Origin of the sequence: Bradyrhizobium sp. ORS 285 (assembly GCF_900176205.1) — a bacterium.
Lineage (GTDB): Bacteria > Pseudomonadota > Alphaproteobacteria > Rhizobiales > Xanthobacteraceae > Bradyrhizobium.
The window spans coordinates 1,991,013-2,010,564 of record NZ_LT859959.1 but is presented as its reverse complement, the minus strand read 5'-3'; the positions used below and the strand labels follow the sequence as shown (position 1 = coordinate 2,010,564).

12 protein-coding genes are annotated in these 19,552 nt (G+C 66.9%); 2 read left to right on the top strand and 10 right to left on the bottom strand.

Annotated features, from left to right (window positions below):
* Positions 1-54: 54 nt before the first annotated feature.
* The 3 genes from BRAD285_RS09090 to BRAD285_RS09080 all read right to left on the bottom strand — a co-directional run bounded on the left by BRAD285_RS09090 (position 55) and on the right by BRAD285_RS09080 (position 4,619).
* Positions 55-879, bottom strand: a complete 825-nt coding sequence (locus tag BRAD285_RS09090) for a hypothetical protein (protein WP_139020659.1) — start codon at positions 877-879, stop codon at positions 55-57.
* Positions 880-2,412: 1,533 nt separating this feature from the next.
* Positions 2,413-3,561: a DegT/DnrJ/EryC1/StrS aminotransferase family protein gene (locus BRAD285_RS09085; RefSeq protein WP_006608928.1), complete on the bottom strand. Its 1,149-nt coding sequence runs from the start codon at positions 3,559-3,561 to the stop codon at positions 2,413-2,415.
* Positions 3,562-3,611: 50 nt separating this feature from the next.
* Positions 3,612-4,619, bottom strand: a complete 1,008-nt coding sequence (locus tag BRAD285_RS09080; RefSeq protein WP_035644162.1) for a Gfo/Idh/MocA family protein — start codon at positions 4,617-4,619, stop codon at positions 3,612-3,614.
* A gap of 343 nt (positions 4,620-4,962) precedes the next feature.
* On the opposite strand from BRAD285_RS09080, the gene BRAD285_RS09075 reads away from it, so the two are divergent.
* Positions 4,963-5,676 (top strand): thioredoxin family protein, encoded by a 714-nt coding sequence (locus BRAD285_RS09075; protein WP_006608930.1) that lies wholly within the window; start codon positions 4,963-4,965, stop codon positions 5,674-5,676.
* Between the two features lies 1 nt (position 5,677).
* Here BRAD285_RS09075 and BRAD285_RS09070 read toward each other — a convergent pair whose 3' ends face one another.
* The 6 genes from BRAD285_RS09070 to BRAD285_RS09045 form a co-directional block, all read right to left on the bottom strand.
* Positions 5,678-7,897 carry a tetratricopeptide repeat protein gene (locus tag BRAD285_RS09070; protein WP_006608931.1) on the bottom strand — a complete coding sequence of 740 codons (2,220 nt, stop codon included), beginning with the start codon at positions 7,895-7,897 and terminating at the stop codon, positions 5,678-5,680.
* 66 nt (positions 7,898-7,963) lie between these two features.
* The gene (locus BRAD285_RS09065) at positions 7,964-10,186 is read right to left on the bottom strand and encodes a glycosyltransferase family 41 protein (RefSeq protein WP_006608932.1); all 2,223 of its coding nucleotides are present in this window, start codon (positions 10,184-10,186) and stop codon (positions 7,964-7,966) included.
* Positions 10,187-10,347: 161 nt separating this feature from the next.
* The gene (locus BRAD285_RS09060) at positions 10,348-12,570 is read right to left on the bottom strand and encodes a tetratricopeptide repeat protein (protein ID WP_006608933.1); all 2,223 of its coding nucleotides are present in this window, start codon (positions 12,568-12,570) and stop codon (positions 10,348-10,350) included.
* A gap of 69 nt (positions 12,571-12,639) precedes the next feature.
* Positions 12,640-14,052 carry a mannose-1-phosphate guanylyltransferase/mannose-6-phosphate isomerase gene (locus BRAD285_RS09055; RefSeq protein WP_006608934.1) on the bottom strand — a complete coding sequence of 471 codons (1,413 nt, stop codon included), beginning with the start codon at positions 14,050-14,052 and terminating at the stop codon, positions 12,640-12,642.
* Between the two features lie 12 nt (positions 14,053-14,064).
* Positions 14,065-15,081: an NAD-dependent epimerase gene (locus BRAD285_RS09050; protein ID WP_006608935.1), complete on the bottom strand. Its 1,017-nt coding sequence runs from the start codon at positions 15,079-15,081 to the stop codon at positions 14,065-14,067.
* 10 nt (positions 15,082-15,091) lie between these two features.
* The gene (locus tag BRAD285_RS09045) at positions 15,092-16,375 is read right to left on the bottom strand and encodes a nucleotide sugar dehydrogenase (protein WP_006608936.1); all 1,284 of its coding nucleotides are present in this window, start codon (positions 16,373-16,375) and stop codon (positions 15,092-15,094) included.
* Between the two features lie 212 nt (positions 16,376-16,587).
* Between BRAD285_RS09045 and BRAD285_RS09040 the strand changes: the two genes are divergently transcribed.
* A complete protein-coding gene (locus BRAD285_RS09040) occupies positions 16,588-17,550 on the top strand; it encodes a lysylphosphatidylglycerol synthase transmembrane domain-containing protein (RefSeq protein ID WP_006608937.1) in 963 nt (320 codons plus the stop codon).
* Position 17,551: 1 nt separating this feature from the next.
* Here the strand turns inward: BRAD285_RS09040 and asnB are convergent, their stop codons facing one another.
* Positions 17,552-19,522 carry an asparagine synthase (glutamine-hydrolyzing) gene (gene asnB / locus BRAD285_RS09035; protein WP_006608938.1) on the bottom strand — a complete coding sequence of 657 codons (1,971 nt, stop codon included), beginning with the start codon at positions 19,520-19,522 and terminating at the stop codon, positions 17,552-17,554.
* Positions 19,523-19,552 lie beyond the last annotated feature (30 nt).

Sequence of the window (19,552 nt, the reverse complement as noted above, 5' to 3'; positions counted from 1 at the left end):
AGACGCTATCGCGGCGCGGCGATCGCCCATGCGCCGCTTGCCCTCGCGCTCCGCCTACTCGATGTTGAATCGGCTGGTCTCCGGATGCCTTTGGCAGCGGACCGCGGTCAAGGGAACAGGCTGAACGACCGCTGAAGTCCGGTTGTCGGGCCAGAGGACACTCCAACACAGATCGTTCGACCGGATGGTCATCTCGGTCCGATCGTAGACCCAGCGGACGCGGACATCAGCGCAGGCGTCGATCACGAGCGTCGGTTGCTGCGTGCCGGCCGCGGTACGCGCGTCGATGCACAGGTCCGGCCGTGCATCCAGGGCGAGCGCATCGCCCTGCAGGCGGAAGACACGCTGGCGGATACCCCAGAAATGATCGCACCGGTCCATCGCCAAGGTGGCGCCACGTTCGAACCGGGCGTCCGGAGTCGAGATACACCAGTCGTCTGCATTTTCAGGCGAGATCTTGCTCCCCTTGGGACGGAGCGCGAGCAGTTGCTCCCGACGAGCCGTCGGGAGCGCGACCGCGCAGATGCGGGCGCGGGCATTCTGCCAGCAGCCGCCCGACCGGCGGACCTCGCCAAGCCGGCTCTGGGCATGGGTCGCGCCGGCGGCTTCATTCCAGAACGCCTCGCCGCCGTCGCGTCCGACATCGACCGTCGCCCAATATTGGTCGCCGTAGATCGAGAACGAACCCTCGCGGTTGTCACGCGTAAATTCGCAGACACCATCGATATAGGAGGTCCCATCGACAACGAGCGTGCATTGCACGGGCGTGGTCACCGCGCGAACGGGCGTCGCGGCGAGGACAAGAAGCGCGAGCGTGACGAGAGGGACGTGACATCGGAATACGTTCATGAGCACCTGTGGTCGATCGTTCTTCGACACTATGGATCGGCAGCTGATACGCGCAACTCTTTCCTCATTCTCCCGAGCGGGAGAGCCGATGAGAGCAACGCTATCCGCCGCGCTGTTACTGCCAGAATGGCAAGCGCGATGCATGTCGCATACTCCGCTGTCATCCCGGACAAGCCTGCCGGCGCGAAGCGGCGGCGGGCGCAGATCCGGGATCCATACGCCGTGCAGCCCATGGGGCGCGCGGAACGGGCCGCCTGCCCGCTACGATCATCACGCGGTCCTGGGGCAGCCGTGGGGCGGACTAGCGCAGCGTAATCCGCCGCGCCTGATACAACCCTTTCGGTCGTCCTCGCGCCTTCGTTCAGATCGTCACGAAAGTACGCGGACGTGGCGCCCCACGCATCTGGCGCGTACAACAAGGCCACCATGGCGGATTACGCTCCGCTAATCCGCCCTACGCCATGCCCCTCCTTCGGGTGGGTCCAAGCCGCGGGACGCGCCCTGAGCGCGCTGTCGTCAGATTCCGATAAAAATAATCTACTTGCTATTTTTCGGAAATCATGATTATCTCGCCGCATCCCGCCTCAAGCAGAAGGGGCGTTGCGCGCGATCGTCACGACACGCGAGGCGGGGATGCGATGGCCGTGGGAGCTCGCAGCATGTCCTCGTGGCGTGCGGACGAACGAGCGCTCACGGACGGTCAAGTCGCGTGGTCCTGGCCTCCCGACGCTGAGGTCCGCGATGGCGTGCGAAGCACGTTGTCGCGATACGGTGGCCAAATAGCCGGTGCACCGGGGAGATCGCGAAGCAGCCGGAAGCCCATCGCGCAGGGAATGCCGGAATGTCGGCTGAACCTGTGGTACCTGCCGCCTGCATTTTTTCAGCAGGCGGGCCATGGGTGAGGCCTTCACCCCGCATTCCCTGCGCCCTCTGCACTATTTGCGAGGGTGAACTGATCGCAGGCCTCGGGCATGATGTGCCGCGAGATCGCGCCCCTGTGTCGATCGCTGTTTGAGATGTAAATCGGAATGCGCCCCGCTCGGCCGTAGGGTGGGCAAAGCGGCCGCCCGCAGGGCGGTCGCGTGCCCACCGCGCATCCGCGTCGGCGGTGACAATGGTGGGCACGGCGCGCGATGGATCGGCGCAACAAGCATTCAGGCGGGCGCGCCTTTGCCCACCCTACGCTGCCGTAACCAACCCAACGCTGTGGTCAGCTTGAAAGGCGGTCGCACCTCACCGACAGCTGTCGTCCCGGACGAGCCACGGCGCGCGAAGCGCGGCGTGGCGCCGATCCGGGATCCATACGCTGCGGCTGATGTGTTGGGCAAAGGGCCAATGACCAGCGGGGCCAAAACCGTTCCCTGGGGGTATGGCGTTCGCCGGGACGACGGTGGTGTTTGTTGATAGGCCGTAGGGTGGGCAAAGCGGCCGCCCGCAGGGCGGTTGCGTGCCCACCGCGCATCCGCGTCGGCGGTGGCAATGGTGGGCACGGCGCGCGATGGATCGGCGCAACAAGCATTCAGGCGGGCGCGCCTTTGCCCACCCTACAGACTGCGCGAGGCCTCAGGCCAGCGCGCCGCGCACGACGTCGATGATGCGGGCCTGCGTCGCCTCATCCAGATAGGCGTGCATCGGCAGGCTGATGACATCCGACGAGAGCTGCTCGCTGACGGGCAGGCCGCCGTCGGCGCTCGGGAAGATGCGGTAGGCGGTCTGCTGGTGCATCGACTTCGGATAGTAGATCGCGGTCGGGATGCCCTGCGCCTTCAGCGCGGCGGCGAAGGTGTCGCGGTCGACGCCGCGCGGCAGGCGGATGGTGTATTGCGCCCACACCGAGGTGCAGCCCTCGACGAGGCGCGGCACCTTCACCACGTCGGCCAGCGCCGCGGTGTAGCGCTCCGCCACCTCGTTGCGCGCGCGGATCTCGTCCTCGAAGATCCGGAGCTTCTCGATCAGGATCGCGGCCTGGATGGTGTCGAGGCGCGCCGTGAGGCCGAGGCGGACGTTGTCGTATTTATCGCTGCCGCCGCCATGGGCGCGCACGCTGCGCAGGCGCTCAAGCAGGCCGGCGTCGTCGGTCAGGATGGCGCCGCCGTCGCCGAAGCAGCCGAGCGGCTTGGCGGGATAGAAGCTGGTCGCGGTCGCAAGCCCGAAGGTGCCGATGCGGCGGCCCTTGTAGCTGGCGCCAAAGCCTTGGGCTGCGTCGTCGAGCACGAACATGCCCTCGTCCGCGGCGATCGCGGCGATCGCATCGTGATCGGCGGCCTGGCCGAACAGGTCGACCGGAATCACCGCCTTCGGCTTCAGGCCGAGCCGCTTCGCGGTGGCGATGCCGCGGCGGAGCGAGGCCGGGTCGATGTTGAAGGTGTCCTCCAGCACGTCGACGAACACGGGCGTGGCGCCGGTCAGCGCCACCGACTCGCCGGTCGCGCAGAAGGTGAAGGACGGGCACAGCACCGCATCGCCCGGGCCGATGCCCTGCGCCATCAGCACCATCAGCAGCGCATCGGTGCCGCTGGAGCAGCTCACGGCATATTTGGCGCCGCAGAACTCGGCGAGCTCCTTCTCGAGCTGGATGATCTCGGGGCCGCCGAGAAACTGGCAGTGCGCGAGCACGCGGGCGACCGCGTCATCGAGCGACTTGCCGAGCCGCTGGCGCTGCGCGGCGGTGTCGATGAACGGAATGGGCTGATGACGCAAATGCTGGTTCATGAGCTCTGACGACTTTTCGAAAGGCGGAAATGGGTGAAGCAGAGATGCGACTAACCGGCAGCGGCGCGGCGCTTGGTGGCGGCCTCGGCCGGGCGATGGCTGGAGGTCTCCAGGCACTGCGTGGCGATCGCCAGGCTCGCGACGCCCTCGTCGCCGGTGACGGCAGGCGACGTGCCGGAGCGCACCGCGTGCAGGAAGGCGATCAGCTCGGCGCGCAGCGGCTCATCATGGCCGACGGGCAGATGCCGCATCGAGTAGCTGCCGTCCGGCTTGAAGCCGAAACATTCGGTGACCTGGCGCGTGAGCAGATCGCCCATGATGTACTTGCCGCGCGTCGCCACCGTGACGTTGCGCGCTTTGAACGGCGTCAGCCAGTTGGTGTTGATGTGAGCGAGCACGCCGGAGGCGGTGCGGAATTGCAGCAGCGCGATGTCCTCGCGCTCGGCCACCGCGCTCGACAGCTGCGGCTGCACCTCGATGATGTCAGACTCGGTGAACCAGCGGATGAGGTCGATGTCGTGCACGGCGAGGTCGATGACGACGCCGACATTCGACATGCGCGGCGGGAACGGGCCGACGCGGGTGATGGCGATCGACAGCAGGTCCTCGCCGGCGATCGCCTTCTTGATCGCGGCGACCGCCGGATTGAAGCGCTCGACATGGCCGATCATCAGGGTGACGCCGGCGCGATGCGCGGCCGCGACGATCTCCCTGCCCTCCTCCACCGTGGAGGCAATCGGCTTCTCGACGAGCAGATGCACCTTGCGGGCGATGCAGGCCAGCGCGAGCTCGTGATGCAGATGGGTCGGCGCCGCGATCGTTACCGCATCGACGCCTTCGGCGGCGAGCTGATCGAGGCTCTCGAAAGTCGGGCAGTTCGCGAGTTCGGTGACACGGCTGCGATGCGCGGGCAGCGGATCGACGACGCCGACGAGGTGAACATCGGGGAGGCCTGCGAGCACGCGGGCATGGTTGCTGCCCATCACGCCGGCTCCGATCACGCCGACTCGCAGCGCCTGCCTCAGCTCGGCCTTGTGGCCCGCCCCCTTGGAACTCATGTCGCTCGACCCCATCAAAGTCACGGAATGGCCATAACAGTTAACGAACTGCAAATCAGCCGGTCGAAGCTCTCCTAGCATGTCACTTCAAGCGAGGCGAACGCGGAAACCTTTTTCAGGACACGATTTGATTCAGAAAGTTACATCGGAGCCCGGGAAAAAACGGAGCGTTTTGAAGGGCCTGCGCGGTCGTCCTCGCGTGTGCCGCGCGGCCCGCTCAACGATCGCGACAGGCGGTGGACAGAGCGCGGGATCGCATCACGCCTGCGTGTGGGGGCTGCGCGGCGGTAACGCGATGGCTCGGGCCTGCGAAGGAGGTCATGCCACCTCGCGGGAGAACGCCATGTCCTTACGCCACGCCTCGCTACGCCACGTTGCTCACTTCGCCATCCTGCTCGCCTCATTCGCGCCCTGGTCGCCCTCGGCCGCGGCGGAGGTCAAGCGGCCCGTCGTCATCGAGCTGTTCACCTCGCAGGGCTGCTCGTCGTGCCCGCCTGCGAATGCCTATCTGAACGAATTAGTACGCCAGGGACGCGACGTGCTGCCGCTCGCCTTTCATGTGACCTACTGGGACCGCCTCGGCTGGAAGGATCCGTTCTCGCTGTCCGCCGCGACCGACCGCCAGGCCCGCTATGGCAGCCGCTTCGGCGACGGCTCCTACACGCCGGAGATCGTGGTCGACGGCCTGACCAGCCATGTCGGCTCCAACAGAGCCGAGATCGGACCGGCGATCGATCGCGTCCGCAGGACGAGCTCCACCGCGGCCAGCGTCAAGCTCGCACGCAATGGCGACAAGCTCGACGTGGAGATCGGCAGCGGCGAAGGGCGCGGACGAATCGTTCTGGTCGGCTTCGACCGCCGGCACGAGACGGCGATCCGTCGCGGCGAGAATGGCGGCCGCACGCTGGAGGAGCTCAATGTGGTGCGCTCGGTGCGCGCGCTCGGCGATTGGAGCGGCGCCGCGCTGCGGCTCAACGAGCCGATGCCGGAGAGCGAGGATGCGGCCGTGCTGCTCGAGGCACCGGATGGACGGATCGTCGGTGCCGCGCGCCTGTAGCTCAAACGGAGGCGCAATGGCGGCGCCAGAACAGGCGATAGCCCTCCTCCACCTTGCGCGTGTAGGTCTCGACATTGCCGGCGGCGGAGCTCGCGACCATGGCCGGCAGCTCCGCTCGCAGCTTCGCCAACTCGTTCGGTTGGCGCGCATACTTCAGGGCGATGGCGATGTAGCCGTCGTCGTCCTCAGCGGCCCAATCCGGCAGCCCCACCGCGGTGTTGATGGCTGCTGCTGCCCGCGCCGCTGCGCTGTGCCCCGGCTTGCAGATCACGGGCACGCCGGCCTGCAGCGACTCCCAGGTGCTGACGCCGCCATTCTGCGGGAACGGGTCGAGCGACATGTCGATCGCGGCGAACTCGGCGATGTGCTGATCGCGCGTCGACAGGCCAAGGCAGCTGATGCGCTCCTCGGCAATGCCGTGAGCCACGAGGCGGGCGACGAGGCCGTCGCGCAGCAGGGGCGCATCGAGCGCGCCGTTCTTGATCACGATCCGCGAGTCCGGCAGCTCCGCCATCAGCCGCGCCCACAGCGCGAGCGCGGGCTCGGAGATCTTGTCGATGCGGTTGAAGACGCCGAAGGTGACGTGGCCGTTGCGCAGCATCGGCAGCGGCGTCGGCTGCCATCCTTGCAGCGGATCGGTGGTGATCACGGCCGGCAGATCGTAGACCTGCTCGGCAAACAGCGGGCGCGCGGCCTCCGGCACCGTGACGGGGTCGGCGAAGAAGTAGTCCATCGTCGGCACGCCGGTGCCGGTGCCGCTGCCCCAGGCCGTGACCTGAATCGGCGCCGGCTTGCGGGCGAACACCGGCAGGCGGTTGCCGGCAGAATGGCCGGAGAGATCGACCAGGATATCGACCTCATCGGCTTCGATACGATCGGCGAGCTCCTCGTCGGACATCTGCCAGGCGTCGACCCAGACGTCGGCAGCGGCACGGCACTGCGCCGTCATCCCGTCCTGCAGCGGCGAGCAGGAATAGCAGACGACCTTGAACGCGCCGTGATCGTGATGGCGCAGCACCGGCAGGAACACCAGCGCTGCCGAATGCATCCGGAAGTCGGACGAGACATAGCCGATGGTGAGCCGCCGCTCCGGATCGCGGTCGCGCAGCGGCGTCGGCCGCCGCGCGATCTGGGCGCCGATCCTGCTCCACCATTCGCGCCGGACAGCCTGATGCTGGGCAAAGTCAGTGTCGGGCATGAAGTCGAGCAGGAAGATCTTGGCAGTGACCGCATCACCAAAATCCGGCTTGATCTCGAGCGCGCGCTCGAAATGCTGCAAGGCTGTCGCCAGGTCGCCCTGTCTGCAGAAGCATTCGCCGAGCCAGGTCCAGGCGACCTCCGAATGCGGGTTCTGCTCCAGCACCTTGCGGCAGGCGTCCATCGCCGGCGCGATGTTGTCCTTGATGGCGCTGAGCTGGGCGAAGCCGAGCAGCGCCGCCTCGTGACGCGGATCGAGCGCGAGCGCGGCCTGGAAATCGGGCATCGCTCTGTCGAAACGTCCGGCCTGCTGATGCAGCCGGCCGCGCTGGGCCAGCACCTGCGCAGCGTTTGGCTTGATCGCGAGCGCAGCATCGAAGGCTGCGAGCGCGTCGTCGGAATGGCGCAGATTGATGCAGGCGAGGCCCTTGCCGAACATCGCCTCCATGTGACGCGGGGTGAGCGACAATGCGCGATCGAAGCTGTGATTGGCCTCGGCATTGCGATTGAGCGTCAGCAGCGCCATGCCGCGGTTGCAATAGGCGTCGGCGTAGTCCGGCTTCAGCGCGATCGCCCGGTCATGCGCCGCGATCGCCTCCTGCTGCAGGCCCAAGCGCATCAGCGTGTTGCCGAGCCCCGTGAGCGCGACGACGAGATTGGGCTTCAGCGCAACCGCGCGCTCCTGGCACTTGCGCGCCTCCTCGTAGCGTTTGCGGTTGAACAGCGCGAGCCCGAGATTGGACAGCGCTTCGGCGTGACGCGGCTCGATCTCGACAGCCTTGGTCAGGGCCTGCTCGGCGAGCTCGAGTTGGCCGCTGTCGAGCGCCACCACGCCGAGCAGATGCAAGGCATCGAAATGCTCCGGGAGCAGCGCCAGAATCTGACCGCAGACAGCCTGTGCATCGGCCGCGCGGCCGGCGCGATAGGCGGCAACGGCGCGCGGCATCAGCTCATCCGCCTGCTTGCGGTGCTTCTTCTGCAACCGCGCATTCTGAAAGGCGCGGGACCCGACATCGCTTGCCACGGAGAGGCTCCACCAAGATCTTGCACGACATCCACTCGGGGCTATGACTCGCAGCCCCGCACGCACTCAACCCGGGTTGGCGCAGTAGCGCCGCCAGAACAGCCGATAGGCTTCCTCGACCTTGCGTGTGTAGGTCTCGACATTGCCGGCGGCAGAGCCCGCAACACGCGCCGGCAACTCGGCTCTGAGCTGGGCCAGCCTGGCCGGCTCCGCGACATGCTTCAGGGCGATCGCGACATAGCCGTCGTCGTCCGCGGCCACCCAGTCGTCAAGACCGAGCGCGGTATTGATCGCGGCCGCGGCGCGCGAGGCTGGGCTGCAGCCGAGCTTCGCCAGAACGGGCACGCCGGCCTGCAGCGACTCCCAGGTGCTGACGCCGCCATTCTGCGGGAACGGATCGAGCGAGATGTCGACATGCGCGAATTGCGCGACGTGCTGCTCGCGCGTCGTGGAGCCGAAGCAGATGACGCGGTCCGCCGCGATGCCGTGGGCAACGAAGCGCGCGACGAGGCCATCACGCAGGAAGGCGTCATCGATCGCGGAATTCTTGACGACGGTGCGAGCCTCCGGCAGCTGCGCCATCAGCCGCCCCCACACCGACAGCGCCGCATCGGAGATCTTGTCGATCCGGTTGAAGACACCGAAGGTGACATAGCCGGTGCGCAGCATCGGCAACTCCGTGGACGGCATGACCGGCAGCGGATCCGTCGTGATCACCGCCGGCAAGTCGTACACCTGCTCGGCGAACAGATGACGCATCTCGGCCGGCACGGTCACCGGATCGGCGAAGAAGTAGTCGATCGTCGGCAGGCCGGTCCCGGTGCCGTGGCCCCAGGCCGTGACCTGGATCGGCGCGGGCTTGCGGGCGAACAAAGTGAGCCGGTTGCCGGAGGAATGGCCGGAGAGATCGACCAGGATGTCGACGCCGTCTGCCTGGATGCGAGCGGCCAGATCGTCGTCGGACATCTGCCAGGCATCGACCCAGCCATCGGCGGCGGCGCGGCAGCGCGCCGTGACCTCGTCCTGGCGCGCCGAGCAGGAATAGCAGATCACCTCGAACTGAGCGTGATCATGATGGCGCAACACCGGCAGCACGGTGAAGGCCGCCGAGTGATTGCGGAAATCCGCCGAGACATAGCCGATGACCAGCCGCCGCTCAGGATCCCTGTTGCGCGACGCCAGCGCCGCGCGTGGAAGCTGCCTCCCGATCCGCTCCCACCATTCTCGGCGGACTGCCTGCTGCCTCGCGAAGTCGGCGTCTGGCAGGAAGTCGAGAGCAAATATCTTCGCAGCGATCGCATCCCGGTAATCGGGCTTGAGCGCGAGGGCATGGTCGAAGTGCTGCAGCGCCGCCTCGATGTCCCCCTGCTTCGCATAGCAGCCGCCGAGCCAGGTCCAGGCCGCCTCGGAGGAAGGGTTCTGCTCGAGCACCTTGCGGCAGGCCGCCATGGCCGGTGCCACGTCGTTCTGGTGCACGCCGAGATGGGCTCGGCCGAGCAGCGCGGATTCGAGGTTTGGCTCACGCGCCAGCGCCGCGTCGAAATCCGCCTTGGCCTGGTCGAACCGGCCGGCCTGCAGATGCACCTGGCCGCGCTCGGCAAGGACGCTTGCCGCATCCGGCCTGATCGCGAGCGCCGCATTCAACGCCGCGAGCGCCTCGTCAAAATGGCGGAGCTTGAGGCCGACGAGACCCTTGCCATGCAGCGCCTGGATATGACGTGGATTGAGCGCCAACGCGCGATCGAAGCTCTGCAGCGCCTCGGCGCTGCGGTCGACGAGCAACAGCGCCATGCCGCGGTTGCAATGCGCGTCCGCGTAGTCCGGCTTCAGCGTCACCGCGCGCTCATAGGCGGCGATCGCCGGTTCCGCCTCCTGCAGGCGCAGCAACGTGCTGCCGAGGCTATTCCAGCCGGCAGCGAAATTCGGCACCAGCGCCACAGCGCGCTCCTGGTGCCGTCGCGCCTCGGCATGGCGTCCCAGATTGGACAGCACGATGCCGAGATTGGCGTGCGCATCGACATCGCGCGGATCGATCTCCACCGCGCGCGCCAGGGCCGCCGCGGCGTCGCTCAACGCGCCGGAATCGAGCGCGGCCATGCCGAGCAGCCGCAACGCACCGGCGTGATCCGGCAGCAGCGCCAGAACCTGGGCACACAGCGAGCGCACCTCCGCCGGCCGCCGCGCGTGATACGCGGCGGTCGCAGCCGCCAGCAATGGCTCAGCCTGCTTGCGATTCTTCTTCTCGAGTCGGGCGTTCTGAAACGCGCGCGAGCCGACATTGCCAGCCAAGGATCGTCTCCAGATCAGATGAGCCGATGCAACAGACGCAACTGATTCGGCCGGTGACGCCGCCCGAACAAACAAGCCGGCCGGAGGACGAGCCGCTCACAACGACCGCGCACGAGGCTAGCACACGGCGCTCGATTCGCGGGACAAGTGGTCGGCCAGGCTCAAGCCCCAGCCGCGCAATAGCGCCGCCAGAACGTGCAGTAGCCTTCCTCGACCTTCCGCGTGTAGGTCACGACATTGCCGGCCGGGGAGCTCGCTACGCGGGCCGACAGCTCGGCCCTCAGTTGCGCCAAGGCAGCGGGGTTGGCGGCGTGCTTCAGGGCGATCGCGATGTAGCCGTCGTCGTCCTCGGCCACCCAGTCGTCGAGACCGACCGCCTTGACGATGGCGCCGCCGGCGCGCGAAGCCGAGCTGTTGCCGAGCTTGGCGACGACGGGCACGCCCGCCTGCAGCGACTCCCAGGTGCTCACGCCGCCGTTCTGCGGGAACGGATCGAGCGAGATGTCGATCTGGGCGAAGGCTGCGATGTGCTCATGCCGCATCGACGAGCCGAGACAGGTGAGCCGATGCTCCGCGATGCCATGGGCCGCGAACCGCGCGATCAGCCCGTCGCGCAAGAAGCTGTCGTCGAGCGCACCGTTCTTCACCACGATGCGCGCATCGGGCAGCGCCCGCAGCAAGGCGGCCCATACGCCGAGCACCTGATCGGAGATCTTGTCGACGCGGTTGAAGACACCAAAGGTGACGTAGCGATTATGGAGCATCGGCAACGGCGTCGGCTGCGCATCCGGCAGCGGGTCCGTCGTGATCAGGGCCGGAAGGTCGTACACCTCTTCCGCGAACAGCGGCCGGACGGCCTGGGGCACCGTGACCGGATCGGCGAAGAAGTAGTCGATGGTCGGCAGGCCGGTGCCGGTCGCATTGCCCCACGCCGTGACCTGGATCGGCGCGGGCTTGCGCGCGAACAAGGTGAGGCGGTTGCCGGCCGAATGCCCGGAGAGGTCGACCAGAATGTCGACCTGATCCGACCGGATGCGCGCGACCAGCTCCTCGTCCGACAATTGCCAGGCATCGACCCAGCCGTCGGAGGCGGCCTTGCACTGCTCGGTCACGGCATCGACCAGCGGCGAGCCCGAGTAGCAGATCACCTTGAACGCCTGGTGATCGTGATGGCGCAGCACCGGCAGGAACGTCAGGGCCGCCGAATGGCTGCGGAAATCGGACGACACGTAGCCGACCGTGATCCGGCGCTCCGGGTCGCGGTCGATGCCGGTGAGCTCGCACCGCGGGATGTGCACGCCGATCCGGTCCCACCACTCGCGCCGGACCGCCTGGTGCGCGGCAACGTCGGCCCCCGGATAAAAGTCGAGCGCGAAGATCTTCTTCAGAATGGCGTCCTCGAAATCCGGCTTGATCTCGAGCGCGCGTTCGAAATGCTGGATCGCGGCGGCGGTGTCGCCCTGCCGGGCGAAGCAGGCGCCCAGCCAGAGCAGCGCGACTTCCGACGACGGATTGGTCTCCAGCACGCGCTTGCAGGCCAGCATCGCCGGCGCGATCCGGTCGGTGAGCACGCCGACATGCGCCTTGCCGAGCAGAGCGGCTTCGAGCCGCGGATCGGTGGCCAGCGCGGCCTCGAAATCGGCCTCCGCCGCGTCGAACCGGGCCATCTGGATGAAGAGCCGGCCACGCTGCGCGATAACGGCCGCCGCCCCCGGCTTGATGGCGAGCGCAGCATTGAAGGCCGCGAGCGCCTGATCGAAATGCCGCAGATTGATGCTGACGAGCCCCTTGCCGAACGTCGCCTGCATGTGGCGCGGCGAAAGCCCCAGCGCGCGATCGAAGCTCTGGCGGGCCTCCTCGTTCCGCTGCATCAGCAGCAGCGCCATGCCCCGGTTGCAATAGGCGTCGGCATAGTCGGGCTTGATGGCGATGGCCCGGTCATGCGCCGCGACCGCCTGCTCGAACAACTGCATGTTCATCAGCGTATTGCCGAGGCCGGTCCATGCGGTGGCAAAGGTCGGCTTCAGCGCGACGGCGCGCTCCTGCGCGGCGCGGGCTTCCTCGTAGCGCTTCAAGCTGGCCAGCACGAGGCCGAGATTGGCGAGGGCTTCGGCATTGCGCGGCTCGACGGCAATGGCGCGCGTCAGCGCCTGCTCGGCGAGATCGAACCGGCCGCTGTCGAGCGCGGAGGCGCCGAGCAGGTGCAAGGCCTCGAAATGATCGGGCACGAGGGTCAGCACCTGTCCGCAGATCGCCTGGGCGTCCGCATGCCGGCCGGCCCGATAGGCCTCGACGGCCTTCGGCAGCATGCCGTCGGCCTGCTTGCGGTTCTTCTTCTGCAGGCGCGCATTCTGGAACGCGCGCGATCCGATCGTGCTCGACAAGGACAGCTCTCCGGCGGACGTCCGGGGCTATCTAGCACGGCTCGCGTGATTCGCGGGGAGAGTGCCGCCCTACTCGCGGCGGTAATCGTCCTCGATGCGAATGATGTCGTCCTCACCGAGATAGGAGCCGGTCTGGACCTCGATCAGCTCCAGAAGGATCTTGCCGGGGTTCTCCAGCCGGTGAACCGCGCCCATCGGGATGTAGATCGATTCGTTCTCATGCACGGTCTTCACCGTCTCATTCACGGTGACCCGCGCGGCGCCGCGCACCACGATCCAGTGCTCGGAGCGATGATAGTGCTTCTGCAGCGACAGCCGCTGGCCGGGCTTGACGATGATGCGCTTTACCTGATGGCGCTCGCCATTGTCGACCGACTGATAGCTGCCCCAGGGGCGATGCACCTTGATGTGGGCCTCGGTCACTTCCGGCGCGACCGTCTTGAGCTTGGCGACCAGCCGCTTCAAGCCGTTGGCATCGCGCTGGCGGGACACCAGGACGGCGTCCTGCGCCGCGACGACCACGAGATCATCGACGCCCTCCAGCGCGACCAGCGCCTTGTCGGTGACGACGTTGCAGTTGCGGGAATCCTCGAACACGGCGGTACCGCGCGCGGCATTGCCCTGCCCGTCCTTGTCGGACAGCTCCCAGACAGCATGCCAGGAGCCGACATCGGACCAGCCGCAGGAGACCGGGGCCACAGCGGCCCGCTCGGTCTTCTCCATGACCGCATAGTCGATCGAGATCGGCTTGGCGGCGCCGAAGGCGCCGGCATCCAGGATGATGAAGCTGAGGTCGCGGCCGGCCTTGGCGACCGCGTCGGTCACCGTCTGCACGCTGCCGGTATCGTACTTGCGGTACTCATCGAGCAGCACCGAGGCGCGGAACATGAAGTTACCGCTGTTCCAGAGATAGCCCTCGCGGATGTAGCGCTCGGCGGTCGACTGATCCGGCTTCTCGACGAATTTCGCGACCGCCCGCACCTCTCCGGATACCGGCGCGCCCGGGCTGATATAGCCATACTCGGTCGCCGCACGCTCCGGATTGACGCCGAAGGTGACGATGCGGCCAGCCTCTGCGGCCGCAAGCCCGGCGCGGCACGCCGCCAGGAAGGCCGCGGTGTCGCGCACGACGTGGTCGGCGGCCAGCGCCAGCACGACCGCCTCCGGGTCGCGCGACTGCGCAAAGGCGGCACCGGCGGCGATCGCCGGACCGGAGTCGCGGCGCATCGGCTCGAGCAGCACGTCGGCCTCGATGCCGATCTCGGCCAGTTGCTCCAGCACCATGAAGCGGTAGGCGGCATTGGTGATGATGATCGGCCGCGCGAACAGGTCGGCGTCGGAGACACGCAGCAGCGTGTCCTGGAAGGTCGAACGGGTGCCGAACAACGGCAGGAACTGCTTGGGCCGGACTTCCCGCGACGCCGGCCACAGCCGGGTCCCGGCGCCGCCGCACATGATGAGAGGAATGATGCGTCCGGTCATGAAATCAACCCGTCAAATTCCGTGATACTCGCGGTACCATTTCGCAAAACGTTCAATGCCGTCGGCGATCGAGGTGGCCGGCCGGAAGCCGATGTCGCGCTCGAGATCGCTGACATCGGCATAGGTCGCCTCGACGTCTCCGGGCTGCATCGGCAACATCTCCTTGATCGCCGGCCGCCCGAACTCCTTCTCCAGCAGCGCTATCACGTCCATCAGCTGTTCGGGGTGATTGTTGCCGATATTGTAAATCCGCCAGGGCGCCCGGCTGCTCGAGGGATCCGGCTTGTTTCCGTCCCAATCCGGGTTTCCTTGTGGCGGACGGCCGATCAAACGCACGATCGCCTGCACGATGTCGTCGACATAGGTAAAATCGCGCCGCATCCGGCCGTGATTGAACAGCCGGACGGGCTGCCCGGCGAGGATGGCCTTGGCGAAGATGAACATCGCCATGTCGGGCCGTCCCCACGGGCCATAGACGGTGAAGAAGCGCAGGCCCGTCGCCGGCAGCCGGTACAGATGGCTGTAGGAATGCGCCATCAGCTCATTGGCCTTCTTGCTGGCGGCATAGAGGCTGATCGGATGGTCGACGTTGTCCTTGACCGAGAAAGGCAGCTTGGTGTTGGCGCCGTAGACGGAGGATGACGAGGCGAACAACAGATGCCCGCAGCCGTGATGACGGCAGCCCTCGAGCACGTTGATGAAGCCTTCGAGATTGGCATCGACGTAAGCGTGCGGATTTTCCAGCGAATAGCGCACGCCGGCCTGGGCAGCGAGATGCACCGCGACCGGGAAGCGATGCTGAGCAAACAGCGCTTTGATGCCCGCGCGATCGACCAGGTCGAGCTTGTGAAAGGTGAAACCGGGCTGCGTCTTCAGGATCTCGAGCCGCGCCTCCTTCAGCTTCGGATCGTAGTAGGCGTTGATGTTGTCGATGCCGATCACCTGGCGTCCTTCAGCGAGCAGCCGCTGCGTCAGGTGGAAGCCGATGAACCCGGCCACGCCGGTCACGAGGATAGGATCGTTTGCCATGGTCGCTCCGTCAGGGCCGCCACAGCTCGATGGCGCCGGGTTTGCTCGCGCGGTCGAGCTTCATCTTCACGTCGAGCACGAGACCGCTCTGCTCGCGCAGCAGCCCTTGAACGAGAGGCCAGCCGCCGGCGAGGAACTGATCGTGAGAGACAGCGAGCACGACGGCGTCAGCCGGACGCAGCGCCTCCAGTGCCGTTAGACCGATGCCGTACTCCTCGTGCACGGCCGCGGCATCCGCCAGGGGATCGGCGACCTGCACCTCGATGCCGAACGACTGCAATTCGTTGATGATGTCGATCACCCTGGAATTGCGGATGTCCGGTACGTTCTCCTTGAAGGTCATGCCGAGGATGGTGACGACGCCGCTGCGTCCCCTCCGCTTCAACAGCCCGCGGATGCATTCGCGCGCGATGCGCCGGCCCATCTCGTCATTGATGCGACGGCCCGCCAGGATCACCTCGGGGTGATAGCCGGCCTTCTCGGCGCGATAGGTGAGGTAATAAGGATCGACGCCGATGCAGTGGCCGCCGACGAGGCCCGGCGTGAACGGCAGGAAGTTCCACTTGGTGGCGGCCGCCGCGAGCACGTCGCCGGTGTCGATGGCGAGCGCCTGGAAGATCAGCGACAGCTCGTTCATGAAGGCGATGTTGAGATCGCGCTGGGTGTTCTCGATCACCTTGGCGGCTTCGGCGACCTTGATCGACGGCGCGCGATGGATGCCGGCCGTGACCACCGAGCCGTAGACATCGGCCACGACCTGCAGCGTTGCCGGATTCTGCGCCGACACCACCTTGGTGATGGTCTCGAAGCGATGCGTCTTGTCGCCGGGATTGATGCGCTCCGGCGAATAGCCGACGTTGAAATCGGCGCCGGCCGCCAGCCTGGAGCAGCTTTCCAGCAACGGAACGCAGTCTTCCTCGACGGCGCCGGGATAGACGGTGGACTCATAGACCACGATGTCGCCGCGCTTCAGCACCGTGCCGACCGTGCGCGTGGCGGCCAGCATGGCGCTGAGATCGGGCCGGCGCGCGCTGTCGATCGGCGTCGGGACAGTGACGATGAAGAAGTCCGCGGCGGCCATCTCGCCCGGATCGCTGGTAAAGTGCAGCCCCGGGCGCCGGAGATCGGCCGCATCGACCTCACAGGTGCGGTCGCGCCCCTCCCGGAGCTCGGCCACCCTGCCGGCATCGATGTCGAATCCGATGACCGGACAGCCCGCGCGCGCAAACGCTGCAGCGACCGGCAGGCCGACGTAACCAAGGCCTATTACCGCAATCTTCCGGCCATGAGACATAAATTGATATTCCGGTCGTTTCGGAGGCCATTGACGCCACCCCTGCGACTGTTTAGCCACCGGGGCATCAGGACCGCAAGGGGTCGGCCGTCGCGTCGGCCGGGACCCGTCCGAGGTCCGGTCCTGCCAGGACGGGGAGTTGCGCGTCTCGCACTCGGCTTGGGACCTCTCAAGTTTGGGACCCCTCAACCAAGAGCGAAGCCGACCCTCGCATGCGTGCGTTTTTGATTCTCCTCCTCCGAATCGTGGTGTCGCTCGCTTTGCTGTATCTGGCGCTGCGCGGGATCAACTTTGCGGCCATCCGCGAGCGGCTCAGCCAGATCAACATCGCCTGGATCGCGCTGGCGGTTGTCATCACGCTGCTGCAGATCTTCATCGGCGCGCTGCGCTGGCGCGAGATTTCCGCGCTGTGCGGCGCACCGCTGACCGATCTCAGGGCGTTCCGCTACAACATGATCGGCGCGTTCTTCAACCAGACCCTGCCCTCCTCGATCGGCGGCGACGCAGTCCGGCTATGGCTGATCGGCCGCACCGGCGCCGGCTGGCGCGCGGCGAGCTATTCGATCCTCACCGACCGGGCCGTCGGCTTCATTGCGCTGGCGCTGATCATCGTGGCGAGCCTGCCGTGGAGCTACGGCATGATCGCCGACGAGCACGGCCGGCTCGCGCTGGTGCTGGTCGATATGGCCGCGCTGGCGGCAGGCGTCGGCTTTCTCGTGATGGGCTATCTGCCGGCCAGATGGATGAAGGCCTGGTGGCCGACGCGCCACGTCTACGCGTGCTCCGTGATTGCGAACAAAGTGATCTTCGGCCGCGCCACCGCTGCCAAGATCGCAGTGCTGTCGCTCTCGATCCACGTGCTCGCCGTCGTGATCGCCTGGTGCGCCGTGCGCTCGATCGCGGCCCCGGCTGCCTTCGAGCAACTGTTCCTGCTGACGCCGCCGATCATGCTCATCACGATGCTGCCGATCTCGATCGCCGGCTGGGGCCTGCGCGAGGCGACGATGATGGTCGCGTTTGGCTATGCCGGGCTGGCGCCGGCCGACGGCACCGTGGTCTCCATCCTGTTCGGCGCCGTGTATTTCATCGTCGGCGGCATGGGTGGCATGGTCTGGATCCTCAGCGCCGAGAAGGGCAAGGGCGACATGACCGTTCCGGCGACGGTCGAGGACTGAGCTATCGGGCTCCTGCCCATTCGTCGTGCCAGGCCTGGGCCATCAGCACGTTCCACAGCCAATAGGAATGATTGTGGCGACGGCTCAGATGCTCGTCGAACATGCGGCTGACCCGCGCCGAATCGAACAGGCCCTGCCGCTTCAGTCTCGCCGGCGACAACAGGTCCGCGGCCCAGGCTTTCAGCGGCCCGCGCAACCACGCATCAAGCGGAACACTGAAGCCGGTCTTCGGCCGGTCGATCATCTCGGCGGGCACATGGCGATACAGCACCTGCCGCACCAGCCATTTGCCGCGACCATCACGCACCTTCATGTGGGCGGGAACGGTGGCCGAGAACTCGACGACGTCCTTGTCGAGGAAAGGCACGCGCGTCTCCAGCGCCACCGCCATCGCGGCTCGATCGACCTTCTGCAGGATATCGTCGCTGAGATAGCTGAGCGAATCTGCCAGCGTCATGCGATCGAGCGGATCGAGCTGCGTGCGCAATTGCTGCATCTCCCCGCCGGCCCAACTCGCCCGCTCCTCGCCGCCGATCACCGTGCGAAGCGGATCCTGGTCGATCGAGCACAGGGTGCGATACAGGCCATCAAAGCCATCGACCGCGAGAATGTGGCCGAGCTTGGCGACCTGGTCTCCGGCATGACGCACCTTCAATCGGGCCGGCAGCACCGGCTGCAGCAGCTTGAGGATCGTATCCGCTGGCTCTGGCGCGATCACACCGAGCACGGCACCGACAGCCCGGCGCAGCGGCATCGGCACGCGACCGAGCCGCGCCTGCAGCGCGCCACCCCAGACATGGCGGTTGTAGCCGCCGAACAACTCGTCACCGGCGTCGCCCGACAGCGCGACGGTGACGTGCCGGCGCGCCAGCTGCGCCACCAGATGCGTGGGGATCTGCGAGGAGTCCGCGAATGGCTCGTCGTAGATGCGGGGCAGCTTTGGAATGACATCCATTGCCGTCCGCGCATCGACATAGAGCTCGGTATGATCGGTGCCGAGATGCTGCGCGACCCGGCGCGCATCCTCAGCCTCGTTGTAGCCGCCCTCGGAAAAGCCGATGCTGAACGTCCGCACCGGCTGGCTCGTCTGCGCCTGCATTAGGGCTACGATGGTCGAGGAATCGACGCCACCGGAGAGGAACGCGCCGAGCGGCACGTCCGACAGGCACTGCCGTTTCACGGCCACCGACAGCAGCTGTTCCAGGCGGGCGATCGCCTCCGTCTCATTGCCGATGCGGTGGCTCTGCGCCTCGACGACACGGTTGCGCAGCGACCAATACGCCTGCGGCGCAGGCGCGCTTCCAGGCGCCGCGTCGGCGGCGAAGCTCACGAACGAGGCCTGCGGCAGCTTGCGGACGCCGCTCCAGATCGTCGCGGGCGCGGGCACATAGGAATAGCGCATGAACGCGGTGAGCGCGGCGCGATCGAGCGACGGCGCCCAGTCCGGATGGGCCGCGAGCGCCTTCAGCTCGGAGCCGAACACCAGGTCGGCCCCGCTCCAGCCGTAGAACAGCGGCTTCTCGCCGAAGCGGTCGCGCGCCAGGATCAACTGCCGGGTTTCGGCATCCCACAGCGCGAAGGCGAACATTCCGATCAAGCGCTGCAGCGCTGGTGCGACGCTCCATTGCCTGATCGCGGCCAGCAGCGTTTCCGTATCGGAATGGCCCCGCCAGTTCGGCGCAGCACCAGCGACCTCGAGCTCGGCGCGAATGTCGAGATGATTGTAGATCTCGCCGTTGAACGTGATCGTGTAGCGGCCGCAGGCGCTGTGCATCGGCTGCGCGCCTGCTTCGGAAAGATCGAGAATCGCAAGACGGCGCTGGCCAAAAGCAATCCCGGCATCAGCACGCGTCCAGATCCCCGACGCATCCGGGCCACGATGCGCCAGCGCCGCGGTCATCCGCGCGGCGGTGCCCGATAAACCGCTCTCATCGGCTCCCCCAGGTCTCAGCAGACCGGCTATGCCGCACATGATGCGCCCCCAGATGCTGCGTGACGCCGC